Origin of the sequence: Kitasatospora sp. HUAS MG31 (genome assembly GCF_040571325.1) — a bacterium.
Taxonomy (GTDB): domain Bacteria; phylum Actinomycetota; class Actinomycetes; order Streptomycetales; family Streptomycetaceae; genus Kitasatospora; species Kitasatospora camelliae.
This window is the reverse complement of the sequence record NZ_CP159872.1, coordinates 5036999-5057888: the sequence shown is the minus strand read 5'-3', so window position 1 is coordinate 5057888 and position 20890 is coordinate 5036999. Positions and strand designations below refer to the sequence as shown.

General features: G+C 74.1%; 18 protein-coding genes. 2 read left to right on the top strand and 16 right to left on the bottom strand.

Translation table 11 applies throughout. The features are described 5' to 3' along the window. Positions 1-45: 45 nt before the first annotated feature. Positions 46-1500 carry a hypothetical protein gene (locus ABWK59_RS22840; protein WP_354642470.1) on the bottom strand — a complete coding sequence of 485 codons (1455 nt, stop codon included), beginning with the start codon at positions 1498-1500 and terminating at the stop codon, positions 46-48. Between the two features lie 468 nt (positions 1501-1968). On the opposite strand from ABWK59_RS22840, the gene ABWK59_RS22835 reads away from it, so the two are divergent. Further along, positions 1969-2664, top strand: coding sequence for a bifunctional DNA primase/polymerase (locus tag ABWK59_RS22835; protein ID WP_354642469.1), 696 nt, complete (start codon positions 1969-1971; stop codon positions 2662-2664). A gap of 191 nt (positions 2665-2855) precedes the next feature. Here the strand turns inward: ABWK59_RS22835 and ftsY are convergent, their stop codons facing one another. The 6 genes from ftsY to ABWK59_RS22805 form a co-directional block, all read right to left on the bottom strand. After that, entirely contained in the window at positions 2856-4127 is a 1272-nt protein-coding gene (gene ftsY, locus ABWK59_RS22830; RefSeq protein ID WP_354642468.1) for a signal recognition particle-docking protein FtsY, read from the bottom strand. A gap of 47 nt (positions 4128-4174) precedes the next feature. Then, positions 4175-7828, bottom strand: coding sequence for a chromosome segregation protein SMC (gene smc / locus ABWK59_RS22825; RefSeq protein ID WP_354642467.1), 3654 nt, complete (start codon positions 7826-7828; stop codon positions 4175-4177). A 311-nt stretch (positions 7829-8139) separates the two neighbouring features. Continuing rightward, positions 8140-8343, bottom strand: coding sequence for a hypothetical protein (locus ABWK59_RS22820; protein ID WP_354642466.1), 204 nt, complete (start codon positions 8341-8343; stop codon positions 8140-8142). Positions 8344-8739: 396 nt separating this feature from the next. Then, complete coding sequence (locus tag ABWK59_RS22815; protein WP_354642465.1) at positions 8740-9033, bottom strand: acylphosphatase; 294 nt, start codon at positions 9031-9033, stop codon at positions 8740-8742. Positions 9034-9186: 153 nt separating this feature from the next. Beyond that, a complete protein-coding gene (locus ABWK59_RS22810; protein WP_354642464.1) occupies positions 9187-10005 on the bottom strand; it encodes a hypothetical protein in 819 nt (272 codons plus the stop codon). A 46-nt stretch (positions 10006-10051) separates the two neighbouring features. Continuing rightward, positions 10052-11383 carry a hypothetical protein gene (locus ABWK59_RS22805; RefSeq protein WP_354642463.1) on the bottom strand — a complete coding sequence of 444 codons (1332 nt, stop codon included), beginning with the start codon at positions 11381-11383 and terminating at the stop codon, positions 10052-10054. Between the two features lie 255 nt (positions 11384-11638). On the opposite strand from ABWK59_RS22805, the gene ABWK59_RS22800 reads away from it, so the two are divergent. Then, a complete protein-coding gene (locus tag ABWK59_RS22800; protein WP_354642462.1) occupies positions 11639-12565 on the top strand; it encodes a hypothetical protein in 927 nt (308 codons plus the stop codon). 64 nt (positions 12566-12629) lie between these two features. Here the strand turns inward: ABWK59_RS22800 and mutM are convergent, their stop codons facing one another. The 9 genes from mutM to recG all read right to left on the bottom strand — a co-directional run bounded on the left by mutM (position 12630) and on the right by recG (position 20818). Continuing rightward, positions 12630-13490 (bottom strand): bifunctional DNA-formamidopyrimidine glycosylase/DNA-(apurinic or apyrimidinic site) lyase, encoded by an 861-nt coding sequence (gene mutM, locus ABWK59_RS22795; protein ID WP_354642461.1) that lies wholly within the window; start codon positions 13488-13490, stop codon positions 12630-12632. A 12-nt stretch (positions 13491-13502) separates the two neighbouring features. After that, positions 13503-14372 carry a ribonuclease III gene (gene rnc, locus ABWK59_RS22790; protein ID WP_354645067.1) on the bottom strand — a complete coding sequence of 290 codons (870 nt, stop codon included), beginning with the start codon at positions 14370-14372 and terminating at the stop codon, positions 13503-13505. A 20-nt stretch (positions 14373-14392) separates the two neighbouring features. Then, positions 14393-14566: a 50S ribosomal protein L32 gene (rpmF, locus tag ABWK59_RS22785; protein WP_344639841.1), complete on the bottom strand. Its 174-nt coding sequence runs from the start codon at positions 14564-14566 to the stop codon at positions 14393-14395. Positions 14567-14568: 2 nt separating this feature from the next. Beyond that, positions 14569-15213: a YceD family protein gene (locus ABWK59_RS22780; RefSeq protein WP_354642460.1), complete on the bottom strand. Its 645-nt coding sequence runs from the start codon at positions 15211-15213 to the stop codon at positions 14569-14571. A 171-nt stretch (positions 15214-15384) separates the two neighbouring features. Beyond that, a complete protein-coding gene (locus tag ABWK59_RS22775) occupies positions 15385-16506 on the bottom strand; it encodes an ATP synthase F0 subunit B (protein WP_354642459.1) in 1122 nt (373 codons plus the stop codon). Between the two features lie 178 nt (positions 16507-16684). Then, positions 16685-17170 carry a pantetheine-phosphate adenylyltransferase gene (gene coaD, locus ABWK59_RS22770; RefSeq protein WP_354642458.1) on the bottom strand — a complete coding sequence of 162 codons (486 nt, stop codon included), beginning with the start codon at positions 17168-17170 and terminating at the stop codon, positions 16685-16687. A 32-nt stretch (positions 17171-17202) separates the two neighbouring features. Then, a complete protein-coding gene (rsmD, locus tag ABWK59_RS22765; RefSeq protein ID WP_354642457.1) occupies positions 17203-17787 on the bottom strand; it encodes a 16S rRNA (guanine(966)-N(2))-methyltransferase RsmD in 585 nt (194 codons plus the stop codon). Between the two features lie 172 nt (positions 17788-17959). Beyond that, a complete protein-coding gene (locus ABWK59_RS22760; protein ID WP_354642456.1) occupies positions 17960-18472 on the bottom strand; it encodes a hypothetical protein in 513 nt (170 codons plus the stop codon). Positions 18473-18601: 129 nt separating this feature from the next. Further along, positions 18602-20818: an ATP-dependent DNA helicase RecG gene (recG, locus tag ABWK59_RS22755; RefSeq protein ID WP_354642455.1), complete on the bottom strand. Its 2217-nt coding sequence runs from the start codon at positions 20816-20818 to the stop codon at positions 18602-18604. Positions 20819-20890: the final 72 nt, after the last annotated feature.

The following is a 20890-nucleotide window of genomic DNA, read 5'->3' as shown; positions in this document are numbered from 1 at the left end:
CCGAAGCGGAGGCGAGGGGCCCGGCCCGGGTGGGGAGGTCGGCGGTCAGACCGAGGCGACGAACTCCGGGATGTCCTGCACCACGCGCTCGCGCAGCCGGGCGACCCCGGGGACGTCCTGGAACTGCCGGCTGGCGGCCTCCGAGGTCTTGCGGACCCGGGTGTTGAGCCGCTCGGAGCGGACCTTGGTGGCGATGTCCACGGCCTGCTCGCACATCACGGCGGCCTGCTCGGGCTCGTTCTGCAGCAGGTGCACGCTGGCCATGCCGACCAGGTTGAAGGCGTAGCTGCGGATGTGGTCGCCGTCCTGCCGGAACAGGTCCACGGCGCGCTCCATCACCGGCGCGGCCATCGAGGCGTACAGCGGCGAGCGGCTGGAGGTGTACGCGAGGTCGCGGTAGGAGTGCGCGTTCTCCGCGTTGAGCTCGGCCTCGGAGAAGAACTTGAGCCAGTCCGGGTCGCCGTCACCGGGGCGGCAGTCGCTGAAGGTGTCCTCGGCCAGCCGGGCGGCCCGGGCGCACCGGTTGATCTCGCCGATGGTGGCGTACGAGCGCGCCTCCATCGCGTACAGCAGGGCCTGCTGGCGCGGGGTGGCGGTGTCGCGGCTGCCGTACTGGGCGAGGTGGATCAGCTCCAGCGCGTCCTCGCCGCGGTTGAGGTGGATCATCTGGCGGGCCATGTCGGTGAGGATCAGCGCGCCGAACGGCCGGTCCCCGGCCTCCTTGGCGGCGTGCAGCGCGAGCACGTAGTACTTCTGCGCGCTGGGGTGCATGCCGACGTCGTAGGACATCCAGCCGGCCAGGTGGGCGAGCTCGGCGGTGAGCCGGAACAGGCGCTTGGTGGTGAGCTCCGGATAGGACTCCTGGAGCAGGTCGGTGACCTCGTGCAGCTGGCCGACCACGGCCTTGCGGCGCAGCCCGCCGCCGTTCTGGGCGTCCCACTGGCGGAACATCACGGTGGTCTGCTCCAGCAGCTGGAGCTCGGGCTCGGACAGCCGGCCGGTGAACGGCTCGCTCCCGTTGACGGCGCTGAGGATGGGGGTCGGCGCGCCGGACGGTCCGGGGGTGAGCCAGCGCTGCATCGGCTCGATCAGCGCGGCGCCGGCGGTCAGGGCGAGCGAGGTGCCCAGGAAGCCGCGCCGGTTGAGCATCAGGTCGCTTCTGGAGTACTCGCTGATCAGTTGGACCGTCTGCTCGCCGCTCCACGGCAGGTCCACGCCGCCGCCGACGGTGGAGACCGGGGTGGCGGCGCGCAGGCCGAGGTCCTCCACCGAGACCACCGAGCCGAAGCGCTCGGAGAACAGTTCGGACATGATCTTCGGAATCGGCTCGCGGGGTTGTTCCCCGTCCAACCAGCGGCGTACCCGGGAGGTGTCGGTGCTGACGTGGTGGGCGCCGATCTGCCGGGCGCGCCGGTTGACCTGCCGGGCCAGCTCACCCTTGGACCAGCCGCTGCGCGTGAACCACGACGTCAGCTTCTCGTTCGGTTGCTTGTCTCCCATGGGAACGTCCCCATCCCGCCCGGCCCCGCCTTGGGGGCCCGATCGTGTGCCCGACGGTCCCGGGCGCTTGCTCGACGTACCGTGCCTGTCGCGTCACGCCCATTGTGGTGAGCGTTCCACTGCGTTCCGTGAGCCGAAAGTAACGCGCTTCGGCCATCCGGGGGAGCATCGCCCCGAAAACGCCACCTTTCGCCACCCCTGCGAGTGAACTGCGCAACGGCGAATCACGCTTCACTGGTACCCGGCCCGGTTGACACCGGCACATGCCGGTCCTGACGGAGGCTCAGCGTGCCCGGACGACGATCCGCCATCCGCCCCTCCGGTGCAAGGCGCCTCCTGGCCCGGGCCACACGTATCGGTGCACGCGCTCCCGAGCGCGCCGCCGACGCACAACGCGCACCCCGTCGCACAATCGACGGAACGTCACAGTGCCGTAACCACCGGCAACCGGAACCTGTTGGGGGAGGCATGGACAATCTGTTCGGCGATCTCCGGCTCGGCACCCTGCGGTTCGCGCCGCGGACCACCCGCCGCCGTACCCGGGCCACCGCGCTCCAGGCGGCCGGCGAGTACACCGGCCGGTGGGGATGGTCCGTCGTGGTGGGCACCCCGGCGCCCGACCGCTCCCCGGCGGACGCCCGCTGCGGGTGCGCGGCACCGCACTGCGCCGCGCCCGGCCTGCACACCGTGGTCGGCCCGGAGGTGCCCGCCGGCGCGGCGGTCCACGAGCTGCGCGGCCCGTGCGCGGCCGGCGCCCCGCTGCTGCTGCCGGCCGGCCGCCACTTCGACGTCCTGGACGTGCCGGCCCAGCCCGGGCTGCAGGCCCTGGTCCGGCTGGAGCGGATGGGCACCCAGGTCGGCCCGGTGCTGGCCTCCCCCGCCGGCCGGCTGCTGTTCTTCGTCGCCCCGGGCACCGCCGAGCGGCTCCCCGAGCTGCTGTACCGGATGGGCTGGGACGACGCCTCGCTGGACCTGGCCTGCCACGGCCGGGGCTCCTACGTGGCGGCGCCGCCGACCGTGCTCGGCGGGCTGGGCCCGATGCGCTGGCTGCGCGGCCCCTCCCGGGAGAGCGCCGCCTGTCCCCCGGAGGCCCGGCTCCTCCTCGGCACCCTCGCCTACGCCTGCCACCGCACCCGGACCCGCACCCCCGAACTCGCCTCCTGACCGGGCCGGAAGGCGCCGGCCGCGCCAGGGGACGTTCCCCCCGACAGCACGGAGGGGCGCGGGAGGCCGCGTGACCGGCCACCCACCCTCGGTCGGTGGCCGGTCACGCGGCCTCCCGCGCCCCTCGACGAAAGCCGGCTCGTCGGAGCCCGGCTGGACGGAGCCCCACCGGACGGAGCCCGCGGAACCCGTCAGTCGCCGATCAGCGCGTCCACGAACGCGGCCGGCTCGAACGGCGCCAGGTCGTCCGCGCCCTCGCCCAGGCCCACCAGCTTGACCGGCACGCCCAGCTCCCGCTGGACCGAGACCACGATGCCGCCCTTGGCGGTGCCGTCCAGCTTGGTCAGCACGATGCCGGTGATGTCCACGACCTCGGCGAAGACCCGGGCCTGCACCAGGCCGTTCTGGCCGGTGGTGGCGTCCAGCACCAGCAGCACCTCGTCGACCGGGCCGTGCTTCTCGACGACCCGCTTGACCTTGCCGAGCTCGTCCATCAGGCCGGTCTTGGTGTGCAGCCGGCCGGCGGTGTCGATCAGGACGGTGTCGACGCCCTCGGCGATGCCCTCCTTGACCGCGTCGAAGGCGATCGAGGCCGGGTCGCCGCCCTCGGGCCCGCGGACGGTGTGGGCGCCGACCCGCTCGCCCCAGGTCTGCAGCTGGTCGGCGGCGGCGGCCCGGAAGGTGTCGGCCGCGCCGAGCACCACCCGGCGGCCGTCGGCTACCAGCACCCGGGCGAGCTTGCCGGTGGTGGTGGTCTTGCCGACGCCGTTGACGCCGACGACCAGGACCACGGCCGGGCCCTCCTCGTGCTTGACCGAGTGGACCGTGCGGTCGCTGTCCGGGCCGATCAGGCCGAGCAGCTCGTCGCGGAGCAGCGCGCGCAGCTCGTCGGGGGTGCGGGTGCCGAGCACCTTCACCCGGGTCCGCAGGTTGTCGACCAGTTCCTGGGTGGCGGCGACGCCGAGGTCGGCGGTGAGGAGGGTGTCCTCGATCTCCTCCCAGGTGTCCTCGTCGAGGCGGTCGCGGGAGAGCAGGGTCAGCAGACCCTTGCCCAGGGTGGTCTGCGAGCGCGACAGCCTGGAGCGGAGCCGGACCAGCCGGCCCGCGGTGGGCTCGGGGACCTCGATGGCCGGGGCGGCCTCGGCCTCCTCGACCAGCGGCTCCTCGACCACGGCCGCATCCCCGGCCGCGGGCGCCTCGGCCGCAGGGGCTTCGGCGGCCTCGGCAGGAGCGGCCTCGGTGGGGGCGGCCTCGGTGGGAGCGGCCTCCGCCGTCGGCGGAGCGGCGCCCTCCTCGGCGGCCTTCTCGGGTGCCGTCGGCCGGGCGGGCGCGGTCGGCGCGCCGACGGCCGGGGTCTCGGTCTTCGGGGGCAGCTGCTTGCGTCGTCTGCCGGTGACGACGAAACCCGCGATCGCGCCGACGGCGACCACGGCGATGACTACGGCAAGGATCACGTATTCCATAACCCGTCCAGTATCAGTGACATGTTCGCCGAACGAGGCGAGCGCGCTCAGTCGGGCACCAGGGCGTCGTGCTGTCGGGGGACCGCCGGCTTCCCGTGCTCGCGGTGTTCTCCCCCGGCCTGGCGGCTGGGAGGTGCCCCTGGTGCCCCCACCCGCAGTCGCTGGCTGATCACCTGGGAGATGCCGTCGCCCTTCATGGTCACGCCGTAGAGGGCGTCGGCCGATTCCATGGTCAGTTTCTGGTGGGTGATCACGATCAGCTGCGAGCTCTCCCGCAGCTCCTCCATGATCGCGACCAGCCGCCGCAGGTTGGTCTCGTCCAGGGCGGCCTCGACCTCGTCCATCACGTAGAACGGGCTAGGCCGGGCCTTGAAGATCGACACCAGCAGCGCCACCGCGGTCAGCGACCGCTCACCGCCGGAGAGCAGCGAGAGCCGCTTGACCTTCTTCCCCGGCGGGCGCGCCTCCACCTCCACCCCGGTGGTCAGCATGTTCTCCGGGTCGGTCAGCACCAGCCGCCCCTCACCGCCCGGGAAGAGCCGCGAGAACACGCCCTCGAACTGCGCCGCCGTGTCGTGGTACGCCGCCGTGAACAGTTGCTCGACCCGGACGTCCACGTCCCGGACGATGTCCATCAGGTCGCGCCGGCTCTTCTTCAGGTCGTCCAGCTGCTCGCCGAGGAACCGGTGCCGCTCCTCCAGCGCCGCGAACTCCTCCAGCGCCAGCGGGTTGACCTTGCCCAGCTGCTGGTACGCCTTCTCGGCGGCCCGCAGCCGCTTCTCCTGCTCGGCCCGGACGTAGGCACGCGGCTCGCCCGGCTCCTCCCCCTCCTCGGGTGCCGGCGCGGGCACCGGGCGGTCTGGCCCGTAGCCGGCGAGCAGTTCGCCGCCCTCGATGCCGAACTCCTCCAGCGCCCGGGTCTCCAGCTGCTCGATCCGCAGCTTCTTCTCCGCCCGGAGCACCTCGTCCCGGTGGCCGGCGTCGACCAGTCTGTCCAGCTCGGCCTTGAGTTCGCGGCCCGCTTCGCGGCCGGACCGCAGTTCGGTCTCGCGCCCGGCCCGGTCCTGTTCCACGGCGGTCCGCTCGGCCTCGGCGCGGGCGACCGCCTCCTCCAGGGCGGCCAGCAACTGCCGGGCGCCGGCCGCGACGGCGGCGGCCACCGCGGCCTCCCTCCGGGCCCGCTCGCGCCGCTCGGCCGCCCGGGCGCGGGCCTCGCGCTCGGCGGCGGCGGCCCGGTCCAGCTGGTCGGCCCGGCCGGCCAGGCCGCGGACCCGCTCCTCGTGGGTGCGGACGGACAGCCGGGCCTCCATCTCGGCCTGGCGCGCCGCCGCACCGGCCAGGGCCAGCCGGTCGCGCTCGGCGCCGTCCGGCTCGTCCTCGCCCGCGTCCGCCGACTCCACGGCGGCGGCCAGCCGTTCGGCCAGCTCCTCCGCGGCCTCCCGGGCCTCGGCCAGCCCCTGCTCGGCCCGGGCGGCGGAGGAGGCGAGCCGCTCCGCCTCCCCGGCGGTGGCGCGGGCCTGCCCGGCCGCCCGGCCGAGGTCCCCCGCGAGCCGGGCACGCTCCTTCTCGCCGGCCCGCCGACGGGCCGTCAACTCCTCCAGCTCGGCGGCCAGTTCCCGTCGGCGGTCGGTCTCGACGGCCAGCCGGTCGGCCGACTCCGCGCAGCGGACGTCGAGTTCGCCGATCATCCGTGCGGCCTCCGCCACCGCGGCCTGGGTCTCCAGCAGGCTGGGCGCACCGGCCGCGCCACCCTGCGCGGACACCCGCGAGAGCAGGTCGCCGGCCGGTGTGACGGCCGTCAACCCCGGGTGGGTGTCCAGGAGTTCACGCGCGGACCGGAGGTCCTCGACCACCGCGGTGCCGGCCAGCAGGGTCCGGACGGCCGCGAGCACCGGTGCCTCGCCGCGCACCAGCCCGGCGGCCCATCGGGCGTCCGGCGGCAGGGCCGGACCGTCCGCCCCGGGCTCCCGCGGGCCCTCGCCGTGGGTGACCAGCAGGGCCGCCCGGCCCGCGTCCCGCTCCCGGAGGTGGTGCAGCGCACCGGTGGCGGCGTCGAGCCCGGCCACGACGACCGCCTCGGCCGCGCTGCCGAGCGCGGCGGCGACGGCGGCCTCGTAGCCGGGTTCGACGGTGAGCAGGTCGGCGAGCGGGCCGAGCACCCCGGCGGGCCGGTCCGGGTCGGCGAGCAGGGCGCCGCTGCCGTCCTTGCGCCGCAGGCCGAGCGCCAGCGCGTCGTGCCGGGCGACCAGCCCGGCCCGCTCCCGCTCGGCCGCCCCGACGGCATCGCGGACGGCGGCCAGCTCGCGCTCCACGGCGGCGAGGGCGTCGCGCGCCGCCTGCTCCACCGCGTCCAGCTCCTCGTCGCCCGCCTGGAGTCCGTCGGACTGCTCCTGGAGTTCGCGGTGCTCCTGCCGGGCGGCCTCGGCGCGGAGCGCGGCCTCGTCGCGGGCCTCGGTGAGCCGCTCGATCTCGGCGTGGGCCCCGGCGGCCCTGGAGCGGGCGGCGGCGGCCTGCCCCTGGAGCCGGGCCAGGCCCTCGCGCCGGTCGGCGATGGCACGGGCGGCGGCCTTCAGCCGGGCCTCCTCGGCGGCGAGGGTGCGTTCCAGCTCGGCCCGGGACTCGACCGCCTCGGCGAGCGCGTACCGGGCCTCCTCCAGCGCCTCGGCGAGCGCGGCCTCCTCCTCGCGGACCCGCCGGGCCTCGCGCTCCAGTTCCTCGGGGTCGCGCCCGCGCCGCTCCTCGGTCTGCCCGCTGCCGGTGGCGTGCCGGACCCGGGCCTCGGCCAGGCCGATGGTGCCGCGGGTCCGCTCGGCGAGCGAGGAGAGGGCGTACCAGGTCTGCCGGGCGGCCTCCAGCCGTGGGCCGAGCTGCTGGAGCTGGGCCTCCAGGACGGCCTCCCGCTGGATGGCCCGGGCGAGCTCCTGCTCGACCGTGGCACGGCGCAGCTTCAGGGCGAGTTCGTCGGCGACCTCGGCCTCCACCGCCCGGCGGAGGGTGAGCAGGTCGTCGGCGAGCAGCCGGAGCCGGGCGTCGCGCAGCTCGGCCTGGATGCCGGCGGCGCGGCGGGCGATCCTCGCCTGGCGTCCCATCGGGCCGAGCTGGCGGCGGAGCTCGGCGACCAGGTCCTGGATCCGGTTGAGGTTGCCCTGCATCGCGTCCAGCTTCCGCAGCGCCTTCTCCTTGCGCTTGCGGTGCTTGAGGACGCCGGCGGCCTCCTCGATGAAGGCGCGCCGGTTCATCGGGTCGGCGTGCAGGACGGCGTCGAGCTGGCCCTGGCCGACGATGACGTGCATCTCCCGGCCGATGCCGGAGTCGGAGAGCAGCTCCTGGATGTCGAGCAGGCGGCAGGTGGTGCCGTTGAGCGCGTACTCGCTGCCGCCGTTGCGGAACAGCGTGCGGGTGATCGTGACTTCGGAGTAGTCGATCGGCAGGGCGCCGTCGGTGTTGTCGATGGTGAGGCTGACCTCGGCCCGGCCGAGCGGCGCGCGGCCGCTCGTCCCGGCGAAGATGACGTCCTCCATCTTGCCGCCGCGCAGCGACTTGGCGCCCTGCTCCCCCATGACCCAGGAGAGCGCGTCCACGACGTTGGACTTACCGGAGCCGTTGGGCCCGACCACGCAGGTGATGCCGGGCTCGAAGCGCAGGGTGGTGGCGGAGGCGAAGGACTTGAATCCGCGCAGGGTCAGACTCTTCAGGTGCACCCGCCCGTCCTCCTCGCCTCGGCGTGCCGCGTGTCCGTCCGGCGACTGTAACCGGCGAGGGGCCGGAGGCCGCGGCAGGAGACGCGTTCACCACGCCGAGGAGCGCCGCAGGGGCGCCTCGGGTCGCACTCGGAGGCACCAGGGACCACCGAGTACCGCCGAGGACCACCGACGGATATGGCGAGGACAGGCCAAAAGGCTCTCGGATGCGACGAAGGGACGTCACCCGGACGTCCCTTGCAAGCTGCCATCCCTTGTGGGGAAGCTCAAGCTCTGCGCGCAACAGCGTCGATCCGGGGGATCGGCGGGGATCAGGTGAGGGCCGGCTCCCGCTGGTCCAGTTCGATGCTGCTGAGCAGCGAGTGCTCGTCAACGACAGCGGTGAGAGCGTCGTTCTCCGCCTGGAGCTTCGTGAGCTCGTGCTCCAGGTCCTGAACGCGCTGCTGCAGCCGTCGCACCTCGGAGAGCATTCGCGGGTCGGGGCCGCCGACGTACCCGAGAAGCGCCTTTGCCATGATGTATGGTCCTCCACGCTGAGTGACCGAACCGTGTACGGTATGGGTCTTGGGGGGAAGGGGTGCGCACGCGTCACGTCACCGGACGTGCTGGCTGGGCACTGCGGGGCGGCCGGTTCGAGGGGTACTCGTACGGCATGGACCCGCCGGGGAAACGCGAACCTGTGCGCGGGTTTCCAGAGTCTCACCAAAGACGGTACGGGTCAACACGATCACCGCACGCTACCGCGCCGCTGTCACCTGCATGGCGGGAACCTCACACCATGGGCCGGCGGCGGTTGATCACTTGCCCGCTGCGGAGTCAACCACGAGTCCGCCGGAATGGCAACTGCAGGACACCGGCGGTTGCCGGGAGCGCGCCCTCTCCTTGGCGGCTCCCGGCAACCGCCGGTGCGGTCATCGGATCGCGAATCCGTCGTACCCCTCGCCGGTGGCGCTCCAGATCTCCGTCACGCCGGTGACCTGGCCCGGAGTACCCGGTCCGCGCAGCAGGGCGAGCAGCCGCTCGCACTCCGCGTGCGTCCCCTCGGCCACCACCTGGACCCGGCCGTCGCCGAGGTTGCTGGTGTAGCCGGTCAGGCCGACCTCCAGTGCGCGTGCACGCGTCCACCAGCGGAACCCGACCTGCTGGACGCGGCCGCGCACCCAGATGGTGGCCCGGACCGGAGGGGGACTGTCGTGACCGTGCATGTGACGACCATAGTCGGGCACCCGAACCACTTCCGGACCCGGCTTCACCGCCCTTCCACCGACCTCTCGCATCCGCCGTGCCGCCTGCGCGACCCGTCCGCACGGGCCGCCCGCACCTGCCGACCACCGGCCGACCACCGGCCGCACCGGTGGTCAGCGGGCGGGGTGCCGGGCGTCCTGCCGCAGCTGCCCGAGGGTCCAGCCCCGGCCGGCCGGGTCCAGCGGCCGGGTCGCGGCGGTGAACAGCTCGGCGGCGCGCCGGTACGAGAGCCGGGCCCGGCCGGTGGTCGGGCAGCGGTCGGCGGCGGGGGTTGCGGGGGCGCGCCGGTCGGTGAGGAACAGCGGTCCCTCGGTCCGGCCGAGCACCAGCATGGGCAGCAGCCCGGCCGTCCCCGAGCGCCACCGGACCGGGACCCGACCGTCCGCGGAGGGGTGGCTGCGGCGGGCGGCGGGGTCCAGGCGGTCCACGTCCAGGGCGAGCAGCTGTTCGATCGGTGCGCCGCTCTCGTGGACCAGGTGCCAGAGCACCTTGTCGCGCAGCGGCGCGCGGAGCGCGAGGACGGCGCGGAGCTGTCCGCGGTCGAGCCCGCGCGCCTCCGGCCGCCCGGCGGCGAGGGGACGAGGGCGGAGGTCGGCGGTGGGCGGGGCCGCGATCCAGCCCCGGCCGTGCCACCACGCGGCGGCGCTGCGCAGGATCGACAGTTCGCGGTGGGCGGTCCGCGGCCCCACCGCGGCCTCCCGGACGGCGAACGCGGCCGCCAGCCGCTGCGGGGCGCCGGGCCCCTCCAGCACGGCGAGCGGCACCACCGGGGGGACCGCCCGGCGCCGCTCGGGCCCGCTCGGCGGAGTCCGGCCCACCAGCAGCCAGGCCCAGCTGGTCAGCGCGATCCGGTAGATCCGCCGGGACCCGTCCCCCAGCCCGGCGGCGGCCAGGTACCGCTCCACGGCGACGGCGTACTCCACGGGCACCATGGCCGGCAGCCTACGGGCCTCCGGACCTGCCGGGGCCGCCCGGGTGTCAGAAGCCGCCGCCGAAGTCGCCGCCCCCGCCACCGAAGTCCCCGCCACCGCCGAACCCGCCGCCCCCGCCGTCGAACCCGCCGCCGAAGTCGTCCCCGTGGAAGTCGGCGCCCGAGTAGTCGCCGCCGTCCGCCGCCCATGCTCCGCCCGGGGCGGCCATCGCCGAGCCCAGCAGGGTGCCCACCAGCAGGCCGGGCAGCAGGCCCGAGCCGTAGTAGCCGCCCGCCCAGGGGCTGTAGACCGGTCCGGCGTTCCAGTACGGCTGACGGCCGCGGTCGGTCTCGACGGTCCGGACGTCCGGGTCGAGGCCGCTCTCCAGCCGGGCGGCGTCCGCCGCGCAGGCCGGGACGGAGCGCACCGCGCCGCCGGGCGGCGCCCAGTCGACGTCCCGGGCGGAGGGGCCGTGCCGGGGGTCGAAGAAGCAGGGCACCCGCCGCTCGGGCAGCGGCCGGTCCTCCCGGCGGGCGGCCAGGGTGGCCAGCGCGAACCGGCCGTTCTCCAGTGCCTCGGTGACGGCCCGGACGTCCGAGGGCCGCCCGGCCGCGTCCATCAGCTGCTTGGCCCGGTCGTAGGAGTCGAGGGCGCCGGCGTAGTCGGTGCGCTGCCGGTCGTCCGCGTCCGGGGCGCCGGGGCTGAAGTCGAGCCGGTCGAGTTCCTCACCGAAGGCGGTGATGTCCTCGTCCACCACCGTGCGCAGCTGGGCCAGCTCGGCGCGCTGCCGCTCCTCCTTGCGCCGGCGGGAGCGGCGCAGCATCACGAAGACTCCGGCGCCGATCAGCAGGAGCAGCGCCACCGGGACGACCACGGCGGCCACGCCGGTGCCGCCGTCGGTGACGCCGTGGCCGCGGGTCTGCGGGATGGCCTGGTCGACGAAGTCGTTGACCGTGCCGTTGATGTCGCCGGGGTGGGCGCGGGAGGCCGCTCCGGCGATCCGGTCGGCCGCGACGGGGGCGAGCGCGGCCCGGTCGGAGAAGGCGCGGAACTCCTCGCCGCGCCAGATGGCGTAGACGCCGACGATCCCGGTCTCGGTCCTCAGGTCCCGGGCGAGGGTCTGCGCCGGGTACGCGTCGGTCGCGGGCACCACCGCGACGAAGATCGGTTTGTCCGCGTCCTTGAGCTTCCCCGCCAGGTCGGCCGCCTGGGACTCGGAGAACCGGCCGGTCATCGACGGGTCGACGTAGACCTGGGTGCTCTTCAGCGCGGCCGACGCCTCGGTGATCCCGCCCGCCGCGGCGGCCGGGACGGCGAGCAGCAGCAGGAGGAGGCCGAGCAGTACCGCCGTCAGCGCGGCCGGCACCGCCGCCACGGGTCGGCGAAGCGCGGGTCCCATGCCATCGACGGTACTCGCTCGGCCCGCAGTCCTCGTTCTGAACGGTTCCGGCCGATTTCCGGACGGTCGCGGGCGCCCGGCGGTCGCGGCGCTCCGCCCCCTCCCACAGGTGGACGGACCGGGCCCGGTCATGCCCTACCGCAGGTGGACGGGCCCCCGCCGACCGGCCGGAGTTGGCCTCCCGGTCGGGTTCCGGTCCCGCTGAGCAGGCATAGTGGTGGGGCCTCCTCTGGCAGGAACCGATCGGAGTACTGAGTGATCATCGGCATTGTCACCGCCGTCGCGGCGTCCGTCTGCTACGGCACCGGCTCGGTGCTGCAAGCCGTCGGCGCACGGCGGGCGGCCCGCGAGGAGGCGGCCGCGTCGGGCGGGCGGGCCGGGGCGACCGAGCACGGCGGCCCGAGTCTCGCCTCCACCGCCAAGGCCGCGGTGACCTGGGAGTTCATCGTCGGCACGGTGCTCGACTTCGTCGGCTTCGGACTGGGCGCGCTGGCCGCGCGGCTGCTGCCGCTGTTCCTCTCCCAGACCATCATCAGCGCCAACCTGGTGATCACCGCGCTGCTCAGCATCAAGCTGCTCGGGCTGCGGCTGAAGCGCCTGGAGTGGATGTCCATCGCGGTGCTGTGCAGTGCGCTGGTGCTGCTGGCCACCGCCGCCGGTCCGGAGGGCGGGCACCACGCCGCCCGGGCCTTCCACTGGTGGCTGCTGGGCGCGACCGTGGTGCTGATCGCCGGCGGCAGCCTGCTGGTCCGGCGGATGGGGTCGAGCGGCGCGATCGTCGCCGGCCTGCTCTCCGGCCTCGGGTTCGGCGGGCTCGGCGTGGGGATCCGGATCCTCGACGGCGTCGATCCGTTCGACCTGGTCGCGCTGGTCTCCGACCCGGCGCTGTACGCGGTGCTGGTCGGCGGGATCGGCGGCATGTACCTGCACACGGTGGCGCTGCAGATCGGCTCGGTGAACGGCGCGACGGCGGCGCTGGTGGTCGGCGAGACGGTCATCCCGGGCGCGGTCGGCGTCCTGTGGCTGGGTGACACCTCCAAGGACGGCCTCGGCTGGCTGGCGGCGGCCGGCTTCCTCCTCGCCGTGGTCAGCGCGGTCGGCGTCGCCTACTTCGGCCAGGAGGAGACCCACACCGCCCACACCGACGACAACCACCCCGAGCCGGCCCTCCACCGAGGCTGAGGCCGAGGCGAGTGCCCGCCCCCGGGAACCGGGCACCCACCGGGGGCGGGCACCTCCCCGGGGGTCAGCGCACCCGCGGCACCCGCTGGCAGCGCGGGCAGAAGTAGCTCGACCGGTTCATCCACGCCGCCCGCCGCATCGGCGTCCCGCACCTGCGGCACGGCAGCCCCTCCCGCCCGTACGCGTCCAGGTCGCGCGAGAAGTACCCGCTCTCCCCGTTCACGTTGACGTAGAGGCTGTCGAAGCTGGTGCCGCCCACCGCCAGCGCCGCGGTCATCACGTCCCGGGCGTGCTGCAGCAGGCTCGCCGCCAGCGGCCGGGTCAGGGTGGCGGTCGGCCGGTCGTAGTGCAGTCCGGTGCGCCAGAGCGCCTCGTCGGCGTAGATGTTGCCGACGCCGCTGATCAGGGTCTGGTCGAGCAGGGCCCGCTTCACGGTGGTGCGCCGCGCGCGCAGGGCGGCGACGAAGGCGGCGTCGTCGAAGAGTGGGTCCAGCGGGTCGCGGGCGATGTGCGCGAGGGAGAGCGGGGTGGAGTCGGGGTCGTCCGGCTCGGCCTCCTCCACGGCGAGGCCGCCGAAGGTCCGCTGGTCGACGAAGCGCAGTTCGCGCTCGCCGTCGGCGAAGCGCAGCCGGACCCGCAGGTGGGTCTCGTCGGGTACGGCGGCGTCCTGGACGAGCAGCTGGCCGCTCATCCCGAGGTGGCCGATCATCGCGAGGCCGTCGCCGAGGGGGACCCAGAGGTACTTGCCGCGCCGGCGCGCCTCGCCCAGGGTGGCGCCGGCCAGCAGGCCGGTGAACTCGGCGGCCCCGCCGGACTGGCGGCGGACGGCGCGCGGGTGCAGCACCTGCGCCTCGGCGACGGTCCGGCCGGCGACCCAGCGGGCCAGGCCGCGCCGGACCACCTCGACCTCGGGGAGCTCCGGCATGGCGGACCCGCCCTAGGCGGCCGGGCCGGGCCCGCCGGCGACCGGCTGCGCGGCGGACTTGCCGGCGGAGGCGGAGGCAGCGGCGGAAGCGGGCTTGCCGACCGCGAGGGCCTGCTCGTCGGGACGGTCCGCGGCGTACTTGGCCTTGATGGCGCGCCAGGCGGACTCGGCCGCCTTCTGCTCGGCTTCCTTCTTGGAGCGGCCGCTGCCGGTGCCGAAGTCCTCGCCGGCCACGCGGGCGGCGGCGGAGAACGTCTTCTCGTGGTCCGGGCCGGACTCGGTGACCACGTACTCGGGGACGCCGATGCCCACGGAGGCGGTGAGCTCCTGCAGGCTGGTCTTCCAGTCCAGGCCTGCGCCGAGCTGGGCGGACTCCGCGATCAGCGGGTCGAACAGCCGGTGGACGAACTCGGTGGCGGACTCCAGGCCCTGGTCCAGGTAGATGGCGCCGATCACGGCCTCGACGGTGTCGGCGAGGATCGACGACTTGTCGCGGCCGCCGGTGCCCTCCTCGCCCTTGCCCAGGCGGATGAAGGCTCCGAGGTCCAGGCCGCGGCCGACCTCGGCGAGCGCGCGGGAGTTGACCACCGCGGCGCGGAGCTTGGCGAGCGTGCCCTCGGCGACCTCCGGGTGGAGGCGGTAGAGGGTGTCGGTCACCACGAGGCCCAGCACCGAGTCGCCGAGGAACTCCAGGCGCTCGTTGGTGGGCAGGCCACCGTTCTCGTACGCGTACGAGCGGTGGGTGAGGGCGCGTACCAGAAGGGCGCGCTCGAGCGTGTACCCGAGGCGCCCTTCCAGGACGTCGTATTCGGTCGAAGCCGGCCCGCTGCCCTTGCCCCCGTGCGAGGGGCCCGACTTACGGGAGGAGTTGCCGTCCGACATCGATCCGTGCACCCCGCCGATCAGACCGAGAGGACCTGGCGACGGTTGTACGTGCCGCAGCTCGGGCACGCGATGTGCGCGAGCTTCGGCTCGTGGCAGCGGTCGCACGCGACGAGCGCGGGGGCGACAGCCTTCCACTGCGAACGGCGGTGACGCGTGTTGCTGCGCGACATCTTCCGCTTCGGAACAGCCACGGCTACTTCTCCTGGTTCTCGGCGAGACCCTCACGGGTGTCGCTGTTCTTGTTCTCGTCACCCTCGTCGCCGGGGGCGGCGGAGAGTCCCTGCAGAGCCGCCCACCGGGGGTCGGCGGCGTCGTGGTGGTGGTCCGGGTCGTCGCTCAGGCGTGCCCCGCACTCGGGGCACAGACCCAGGCAGTCGTCCTGGCACACCGGCTGCAGCGGCAGTGCGAGCACCACCGCGTCACGCAGCACCGGCTGGAGGTCGAAGAGATCGCCCTCCAGGCGGTAAGTCTCGTCCTCGGAGTCCTCGTCGAGGTCCTCCGAACCGGCCGTCCGGGAGCGGTGACGCTCGTCGGACTCCGGGTAGTAGTAGAGCTCCTGGAAGTCGACCGCCAGGTCGTCCTCCACCGGCTCCAGGCAGCGCACGCACTCGCCCTCGACCCGCGCGGAGGCGGCGCCGGTGACCAGCACGCCCTCGACCACGGACTCCAGCCGGAGCTCCAGCTCGATCCCGCTCTTCTCCGGGACGCCGATCACTCCCTCGATGCCCAGCCCCTCGGGGGCCTCCAGGGCACGGGTCACCTTGCGCATCGAGCCGGGGCGACGGCCGAGCTCATGCGTGTCGAACACGAGCGGGTCGCGGTGGTCGAGGCGGTTCAAGGTGTCCTGACTTCCTGGTGGCGGTACGCATCCCTGCGTGCCGCGGGCTGGATCATGCGGTGCGCGTGGCCCGGTGTGCGGGCGCGCGGCGAACCCGGCGCGAGCAGGCCGGAGTGGTCAGACTACCGGAGAGTCGCGCCAGCCCCAACTTCGCCCCCGACCGGACCGAGCTCAGCGGCCGCCGAGCTCCCGCAGCTTGGTCATGTCGATCATGCTGGTGTCGAAGAAGCTGGTCTCGTCCAGGCTCGCCTGCTGCGGCGCCTGGGCCGGCGGCTGCTGCTGGTGCTGCGGGTAGCCGTACTGGTCGTACTGCTGCGGCTGGTACTGCGGCTGCTGCGGGTAGCCGTACGGGTCCACCGCGGGCTGCTGCGGGTAGCCGTACTGGTTGCCGTACGGATCGGTCTGCGGGGCGCCGGAGGGGTCGTAGCCGCCGCCGTAGGCCTCGGCGTACTGCGGGGCCTGGACGTTGCCGCCGTAGGTGTCCTCGCCCGGGTTCTGCCAGCCGGCCGCGGCCGGGGACTGCTCGGGCCAGCTCTGCTGCTGCGGGACCTCGGCCCGGTACCAGGGCTGCTCCTCGCCGTCCGCGGCGAAGCCGGCCGCGACCGCCTCGGCGCGGTCCTTGAGCTGCTGGGCCTCGTCGGCGGCGGCCAGGTACGCGCCGAGCTCGTCGATCGAGGCCTTGCCGAGCAGCTTGTCGCGGCCCTTGCCGACCGCGTCCAGGGTGGCGCTGAGCACCGCCTCCAGGGTGGCGAGCTTCGCGTCGACGTACTCGTCCGCCTCGGGGCTCGGGGAGATCCGGGGCTGGAACTCCTCGCCGTCCGCCTCCGCGTCGGCCTCCGGCTCGTAGACGCCGGCGCCGCGCAGCTTCTGCCGGCCGCGGCCGACCGCGCCCAGGGTCTTGTTGAGGACCACCTCGAAGTTGGCGAGCTTGGAGTCGACGTAGTCGTCCGCCTCGGCGCGCTTGGCCTGCACCTCGGCACGGGCCTCGGCGCGGATCCGGTCGGCCTCCGCCTGGGCCTGCCGGACCACCTCGGTGTCGGAGATCAGCGAACCGCGCTCGTCGTGGGCGCCGCGGATGATCCGGTCGGCCTCGGCCTGGGCGTCGGCCACCATCATCTGGTGGTCCGCCACCACCGACTGGGCCTTGGCCAGTTCGCCCGGCAGGGCGTCGCGGAGGTCCTTGAGCAGACCCACCAGCTCGGCCCGGTTCACCACGCAGGAGGCCGACATCGGCATCGCGCGGGCGGACTCCACCACGGTGGTGATCTCGTCGAGCTTCTGCTGCACGTCCACGGGCGCTTCAGTCTTTCCGTGTGCCGCCGAGTGAGCGGCGGAGGCAGTCCCCGCGGGCTCGGCTGTGCCCACGGAGCGGGAGAACAGAACTGTACGACCAGATCCCCCGGAGCTCACAACGGCCGGTGCGTCGCGTCCGTGCCCGGACGGCGGACCGGAGGGGACCCGACCGGCCGGGTCAGCCCTGCCGCTCGGCGATCCGCTGGACCAGGTTGCGGTGCACCGTCTCGGGCAGCAGGTGGGAGACGTCGCCGCCGTAGCCGGCGACCTCCTTGACCAGGCTGGAGGAGAGGAAGCTGTAGGTCGGCGAGGTGGGCACGAAGAGCGTCTCGACCCCGGTGAGCCCGTGGTTCATCTGCGCCATCTGCAGCTCGTAGTCGAAGTCGCTGACCGCGCGCAGGCCCTTGATGATGGCCGGGATCCCGCGGTCGCGGCAGTAGTCCACCAGCAGGCCGCTGTGCGACTCCACCTGGATGTTGCCGTAGGGGGCGCAGGTCTCCTCGATCATCGCGATCCGCTCCGCGATGGTGAACATGCCCTGCTTGTTCGGGTTGACGAGCACCGCGACATGGACCACGTCGTACAGCTTCGAGGCCCGCCCGATGATGTCGAGGTGCCCGTTGGTGATGGGATCGAACGAACCCGGACAGACGGCGCGGCGCATGGTCCTGTGCTCCCTTGTGGGGTGGTGGGGTGCTACGAGAGGTGGTCGCCCCCGGCGGCGGCGCGACCGTACCAGAGGGTGCCCTCGCCGTAGCGTCGCGACCGCAGCGCCTCGAACCCCTCGGGCCAGCCGAACTCGCCGCCGCGAGTGCTGCGTTCCACGGTGACGAGAACCTCGTCCGCGAGCCAGCCCCCGGAGCGGAGTGTGATCAGCATCTCGCGCACCTGGTCGTCCGTCACCGCGTACGGAGGATCCAGGAACACCAGGTCGTACGGCTCCGCGGGCGGCGCCCCGGCGATCACCCGCTCGGCCTTCTCCGCGCGCACCTCGGCGCCGGGCAGGCGCAGGGCTCGAACGTTCTCCCGAATGGTGCGGACGGCGCTCGCGTCCGACTCCACCAGCAGCGCGTGGACGGCGCCCCGGGACAGCGCCTCCAGGGCGACCGCCCCGGACCCGCCGAACAGGTCGAGCATCCGGGCCCCGTGCAGCGTCCCGCGCAGCGCCTCCAGCGTGGAGAACATCGCCTCCCGCGCCTTGTCGGAGGTGGGGCGGGTGTTCCGGCCGGGCGGCACGGCCAGGCGACGGCCGCCGGCCGTTCCGGCGATCACGCGGGTCATGGGGTGGCGAGTCCTTTCGTACGAACCCCCCAACCGTAAACCCCGGGGTGCGGGGAACCGCGCGGGAACCCCCGCGGGCCGTCGCCGCCCGCTGCGCGCGGCCCCGCACCCCGGACGGCGACCCGCGGTCCGGCCCCCCGGGCCCGGACCGCGGTCACCGGCCCGCCGACCGCTACCCGGCCGCCTCGGCGGAACCGAGCAGCGCCGGCGAGGCGTAGCGCGACCAGGACAGGCAGCCGTCCGGCGGGCAGTACTCGGGGCGGCGCGGGTCGTGGCCCAGCTCGCGGAGCTTGGTGCGCACCGAGTCGGGGGTCCGCCCGTAGCGGGCGGCGATCCGGGCGATGGTCTCGCCGTCGTGGAACCGGCGGACCAGCTCCTCCTCGTGCTGCGGCACCCAGGGGGCGCCGTGGCCGGGGTAGAGCTCGCGGAGCACGTCCCGGTCCGGGATGGGCTCGGAGACGTCGGCCACGATGGCCAGGGCGCGCAGGGCACGGTTGAGCGCGATCCGGAGGGAGGCGACCTCCTCCACCGGGAGGCGGAGCTTGCCGCTGGCGATCGGGCTGGCGGAGGCCCCCTCGCGCCAGCCGGTCAGGGTGAGGGTGACTTCGCGGTCGTCCTCGCTGGCGAGCTCGATCCGGAAGATCTTGTCGCCGAGCGGGAGCTCGTTGAGGTGACGAAATGCCATGCAATGACCCCCAAATGTCGCGCCAGGGACGCACTTTGGGAGTGCGCCCTGAACACTTACATTCTCTCGCGGGGCACTGACAATCGACTCTGGAACGAACGAACGAACGACCGAACGACCGACGGACCGTCATCCCTTCTCCAGGTACTCGGCGCGCTCCGCGTCGACCAGGCTGGCGAGCGCCGTCCGCAGCTCGGGGTGGGCGGCCAACTCCGGGTCCGCGGCGACCAGTCGGGTGGCCTCGGTGCGGGCGGTGGCGATGACCTCCTCGTCCTCCAGGACGGAGAGCACCTTGAGCGAGGACTTCACCCCGGACTGGGCCTGGCCCAGCACATCGCCCTCGCGGCGCTGCTCCAGGTCGATCCGGGAGAGCTCGAACCCGTCCAACGTGCCCGCCACGGCGTCGAGTCGGGCCCGCGCGGCGCTGGCCGCGGGCATCTCGCTGACCAGCAGGCAGAGGCCGGCGGCGCTGCCGCGGCCGACCCGGCCGCGCAGCTGGTGCAGCTGGGAGACGCCGAACCGGTCGGCGTCCATGATGACCATCACCGTGGAGTTGGGGACGTTGACGCCCACCTCGATGACCGTGGTGGCGACCAGGACGTCCACCTGGCCGGCGGCGAACCGCCGCATCACCTCGTCCTTGGCCTCCGGCGCCAGCCGGCCGTGCAGGATCTCCACCCGCAGCCCGGCCAGCGGCCCCCTGGTCAGCATCTCGGCGGTCTCCACCACCGACAGCGGCGGCCGTTTGTCGTCGCTCCCGGCGCCGGCGTCGGGGGTGCCGAGGTCCTCCAGGTCCTCCGCCGCGGCCCGGCGCTTCTTCTTCGGCTCCTCCGGTTCGTCGCCGATCCGCGGGCAGACCACGTACGCCTGGTGGCCCTTGCCGACCTCCTCGCGGACCCGCTCCCAGGTCCGGGCGAGGAAGTTGGGCTTCTCCAGCGAGGGCACCACGTGGGTGGAGATCGGGGACCGGCCGGAGGGCAGCTGGTCGAGGACGGAGGTCTCCAGGTCGCCGAAGACGGTCATCGCGACGGTCCGCGGGATCGGGGTCGCGGTCATCACCAGCAGGTGCGGCGGCTGCCCGCCCTTGGCGCGCAGCGCGTCCCGCTGCTCGACGCCGAACCGGTGCTGCTCGTCGACCACCACCAGGCCGAGGTCCTGGAACTGGACCTTGTCCTCGATCAGCGCGTGGGTGCCGATGGTGATGCCGGCGTCGCCGCAGGCCATGTCGAGCATCGCCTGGCGGCGGACGGCGGTGCCCATCGAGCCGGTGAGCAGGACGACCCGGGTGCCGATCTCGGAGCCGCCGAGCATGCCGCCCTCGGCGAGGTCGCCCATCATCTCGACGATCGACCGGTGGTGCTGCTGGGCGAGCACCTCGGTGGGCGCCAGCAGCACGGCCTGCCCGCCGGCGTCGACCACGGCGAGCATCGCCCGCAGCGCGACCAGGGTCTTGCCGGAGCCGACCTCGCCCTGGAGCAGCCGGTGCATCGGGTGCTCGGTGGCCAGGTCTTCGAAGACCTCGCCGCAGACCTTCCGCTGGCCGTCGGTCAGGCTGAACGGCAGCCGGGCGTCGAAGGCGTCGAGCAGGCCGCCGGGCACCGGTTTGCGCGGGACGGCGGGCAGTGCGGAGTCGGCGGCCCGGCGCTGGGCGAGGGCGACCTGGAGCACGAACGCCTCGTCCCAGCGGAGCCGGCTCTGCGCCCGCTCGCGCTCCGCCTGGTTGCGCGGGCGGTGGATGAGCTCCAGCGCCTCCTGCAGCGGGATGAGGTCGTGCGCCGCGCGGAGTTCGGCCGGCAGCGGCTCGCGCACGTCGCCGAGGTGCTTGGTGAGGGCGGTCTCGATGCAGATGGACAGCTTCCAGCTGGGCATCTGGGCGCTGGCCGGGTAGACCGGGATCAGCCGACCGGCGAACTGCCGGGCGGCGTCGGAGTCGGCGTCCTCGTCGAGCAGCTGGTAGTCGGGCGAGGCGAGTTGGCGGGTGCGGTTGAACAGGCCGACCTTGCCCGCGAACAGGCCCTGCGCGCCGGGGCGCAGCTCCTTCTGCCGCCAGCCCTGGTTGAAGAAGACCAGGGTGAGCCGGGCCCGGCCGTCGGTGACGATCACCTCCAGCCGGTCGCCCTTGCGGCCGCGGAACGGGATCAGGGTGACCTTCTCGATCCTGGCGAGGACGGTGACGTGCTCCTCGACCTCCAGGTCGTCGAGGCTGGTGAGCTGGCCGCGTTCGACGTACCGGCGGGGGTAGTGGTGCAGCAGGTCGCCGACCGTGCGCAGCTTGAGGCTGTCGGCGAGCACCTTCGCGGTGCGGTCGCCGACGAGTTTCGTCAGTGGTTCATCGAGAGCGCCCATCACGCCCTATTGCACACCACCCGGCGGACAAAGCTCAGGACGTCCCCGGCTCGGCGACCCGCGGGCCCGGCC

Coding starts and splice junctions, on each gene's coding strand:
- ABWK59_RS22840 (WP_354642470.1), bottom strand. CDS start 1,500: ATGGGAGACAAGCAACCGAACGAGAAGCTGACGTCGTGGTTCACGCGC.
- ABWK59_RS22835 (WP_354642469.1), top strand. CDS start 1,969: ATGGACAATCTGTTCGGCGATCTCCGGCTCGGCACCCTGCGGTTCGCG.
- ftsY (WP_354642468.1), bottom strand. CDS start 4,127: ATGGAATACGTGATCCTTGCCGTAGTCATCGCCGTGGTCGCCGTCGGC.
- ABWK59_RS22820 (WP_354642466.1), bottom strand. CDS start 8,343: ATGGCAAAGGCGCTTCTCGGGTACGTCGGCGGCCCCGACCCGCGAATG.
- ABWK59_RS22815 (WP_354642465.1), bottom strand. CDS start 9,033: ATGCACGGTCACGACAGTCCCCCTCCGGTCCGGGCCACCATCTGGGTG.
- ABWK59_RS22810 (WP_354642464.1), bottom strand. CDS start 10,005: ATGGTGCCCGTGGAGTACGCCGTCGCCGTGGAGCGGTACCTGGCCGCC.
- ABWK59_RS22805 (WP_354642463.1), bottom strand. CDS start 11,383: ATGGGACCCGCGCTTCGCCGACCCGTGGCGGCGGTGCCGGCCGCGCTG.
- mutM (WP_354642461.1), bottom strand. CDS start 13,490: ATGCCGGAGCTCCCCGAGGTCGAGGTGGTCCGGCGCGGCCTGGCCCGC.
- rnc (WP_354645067.1), bottom strand. CDS start 14,372: ATGTCGGACGGCAACTCCTCCCGTAAGTCGGGCCCCTCGCACGGGGGC.
- coaD (WP_354642458.1), bottom strand. CDS start 17,170: ATGCGCCGCGCCGTCTGTCCGGGTTCGTTCGATCCCATCACCAACGGG.
- rsmD (WP_354642457.1), bottom strand. CDS start 17,787: ATGACCCGCGTGATCGCCGGAACGGCCGGCGGCCGTCGCCTGGCCGTG.
- ABWK59_RS22760 (WP_354642456.1), bottom strand. CDS start 18,472: ATGGCATTTCGTCACCTCAACGAGCTCCCGCTCGGCGACAAGATCTTC.
- recG (WP_354642455.1), bottom strand. CDS start 20,818: ATGGGCGCTCTCGATGAACCACTGACGAAACTCGTCGGCGACCGCACC.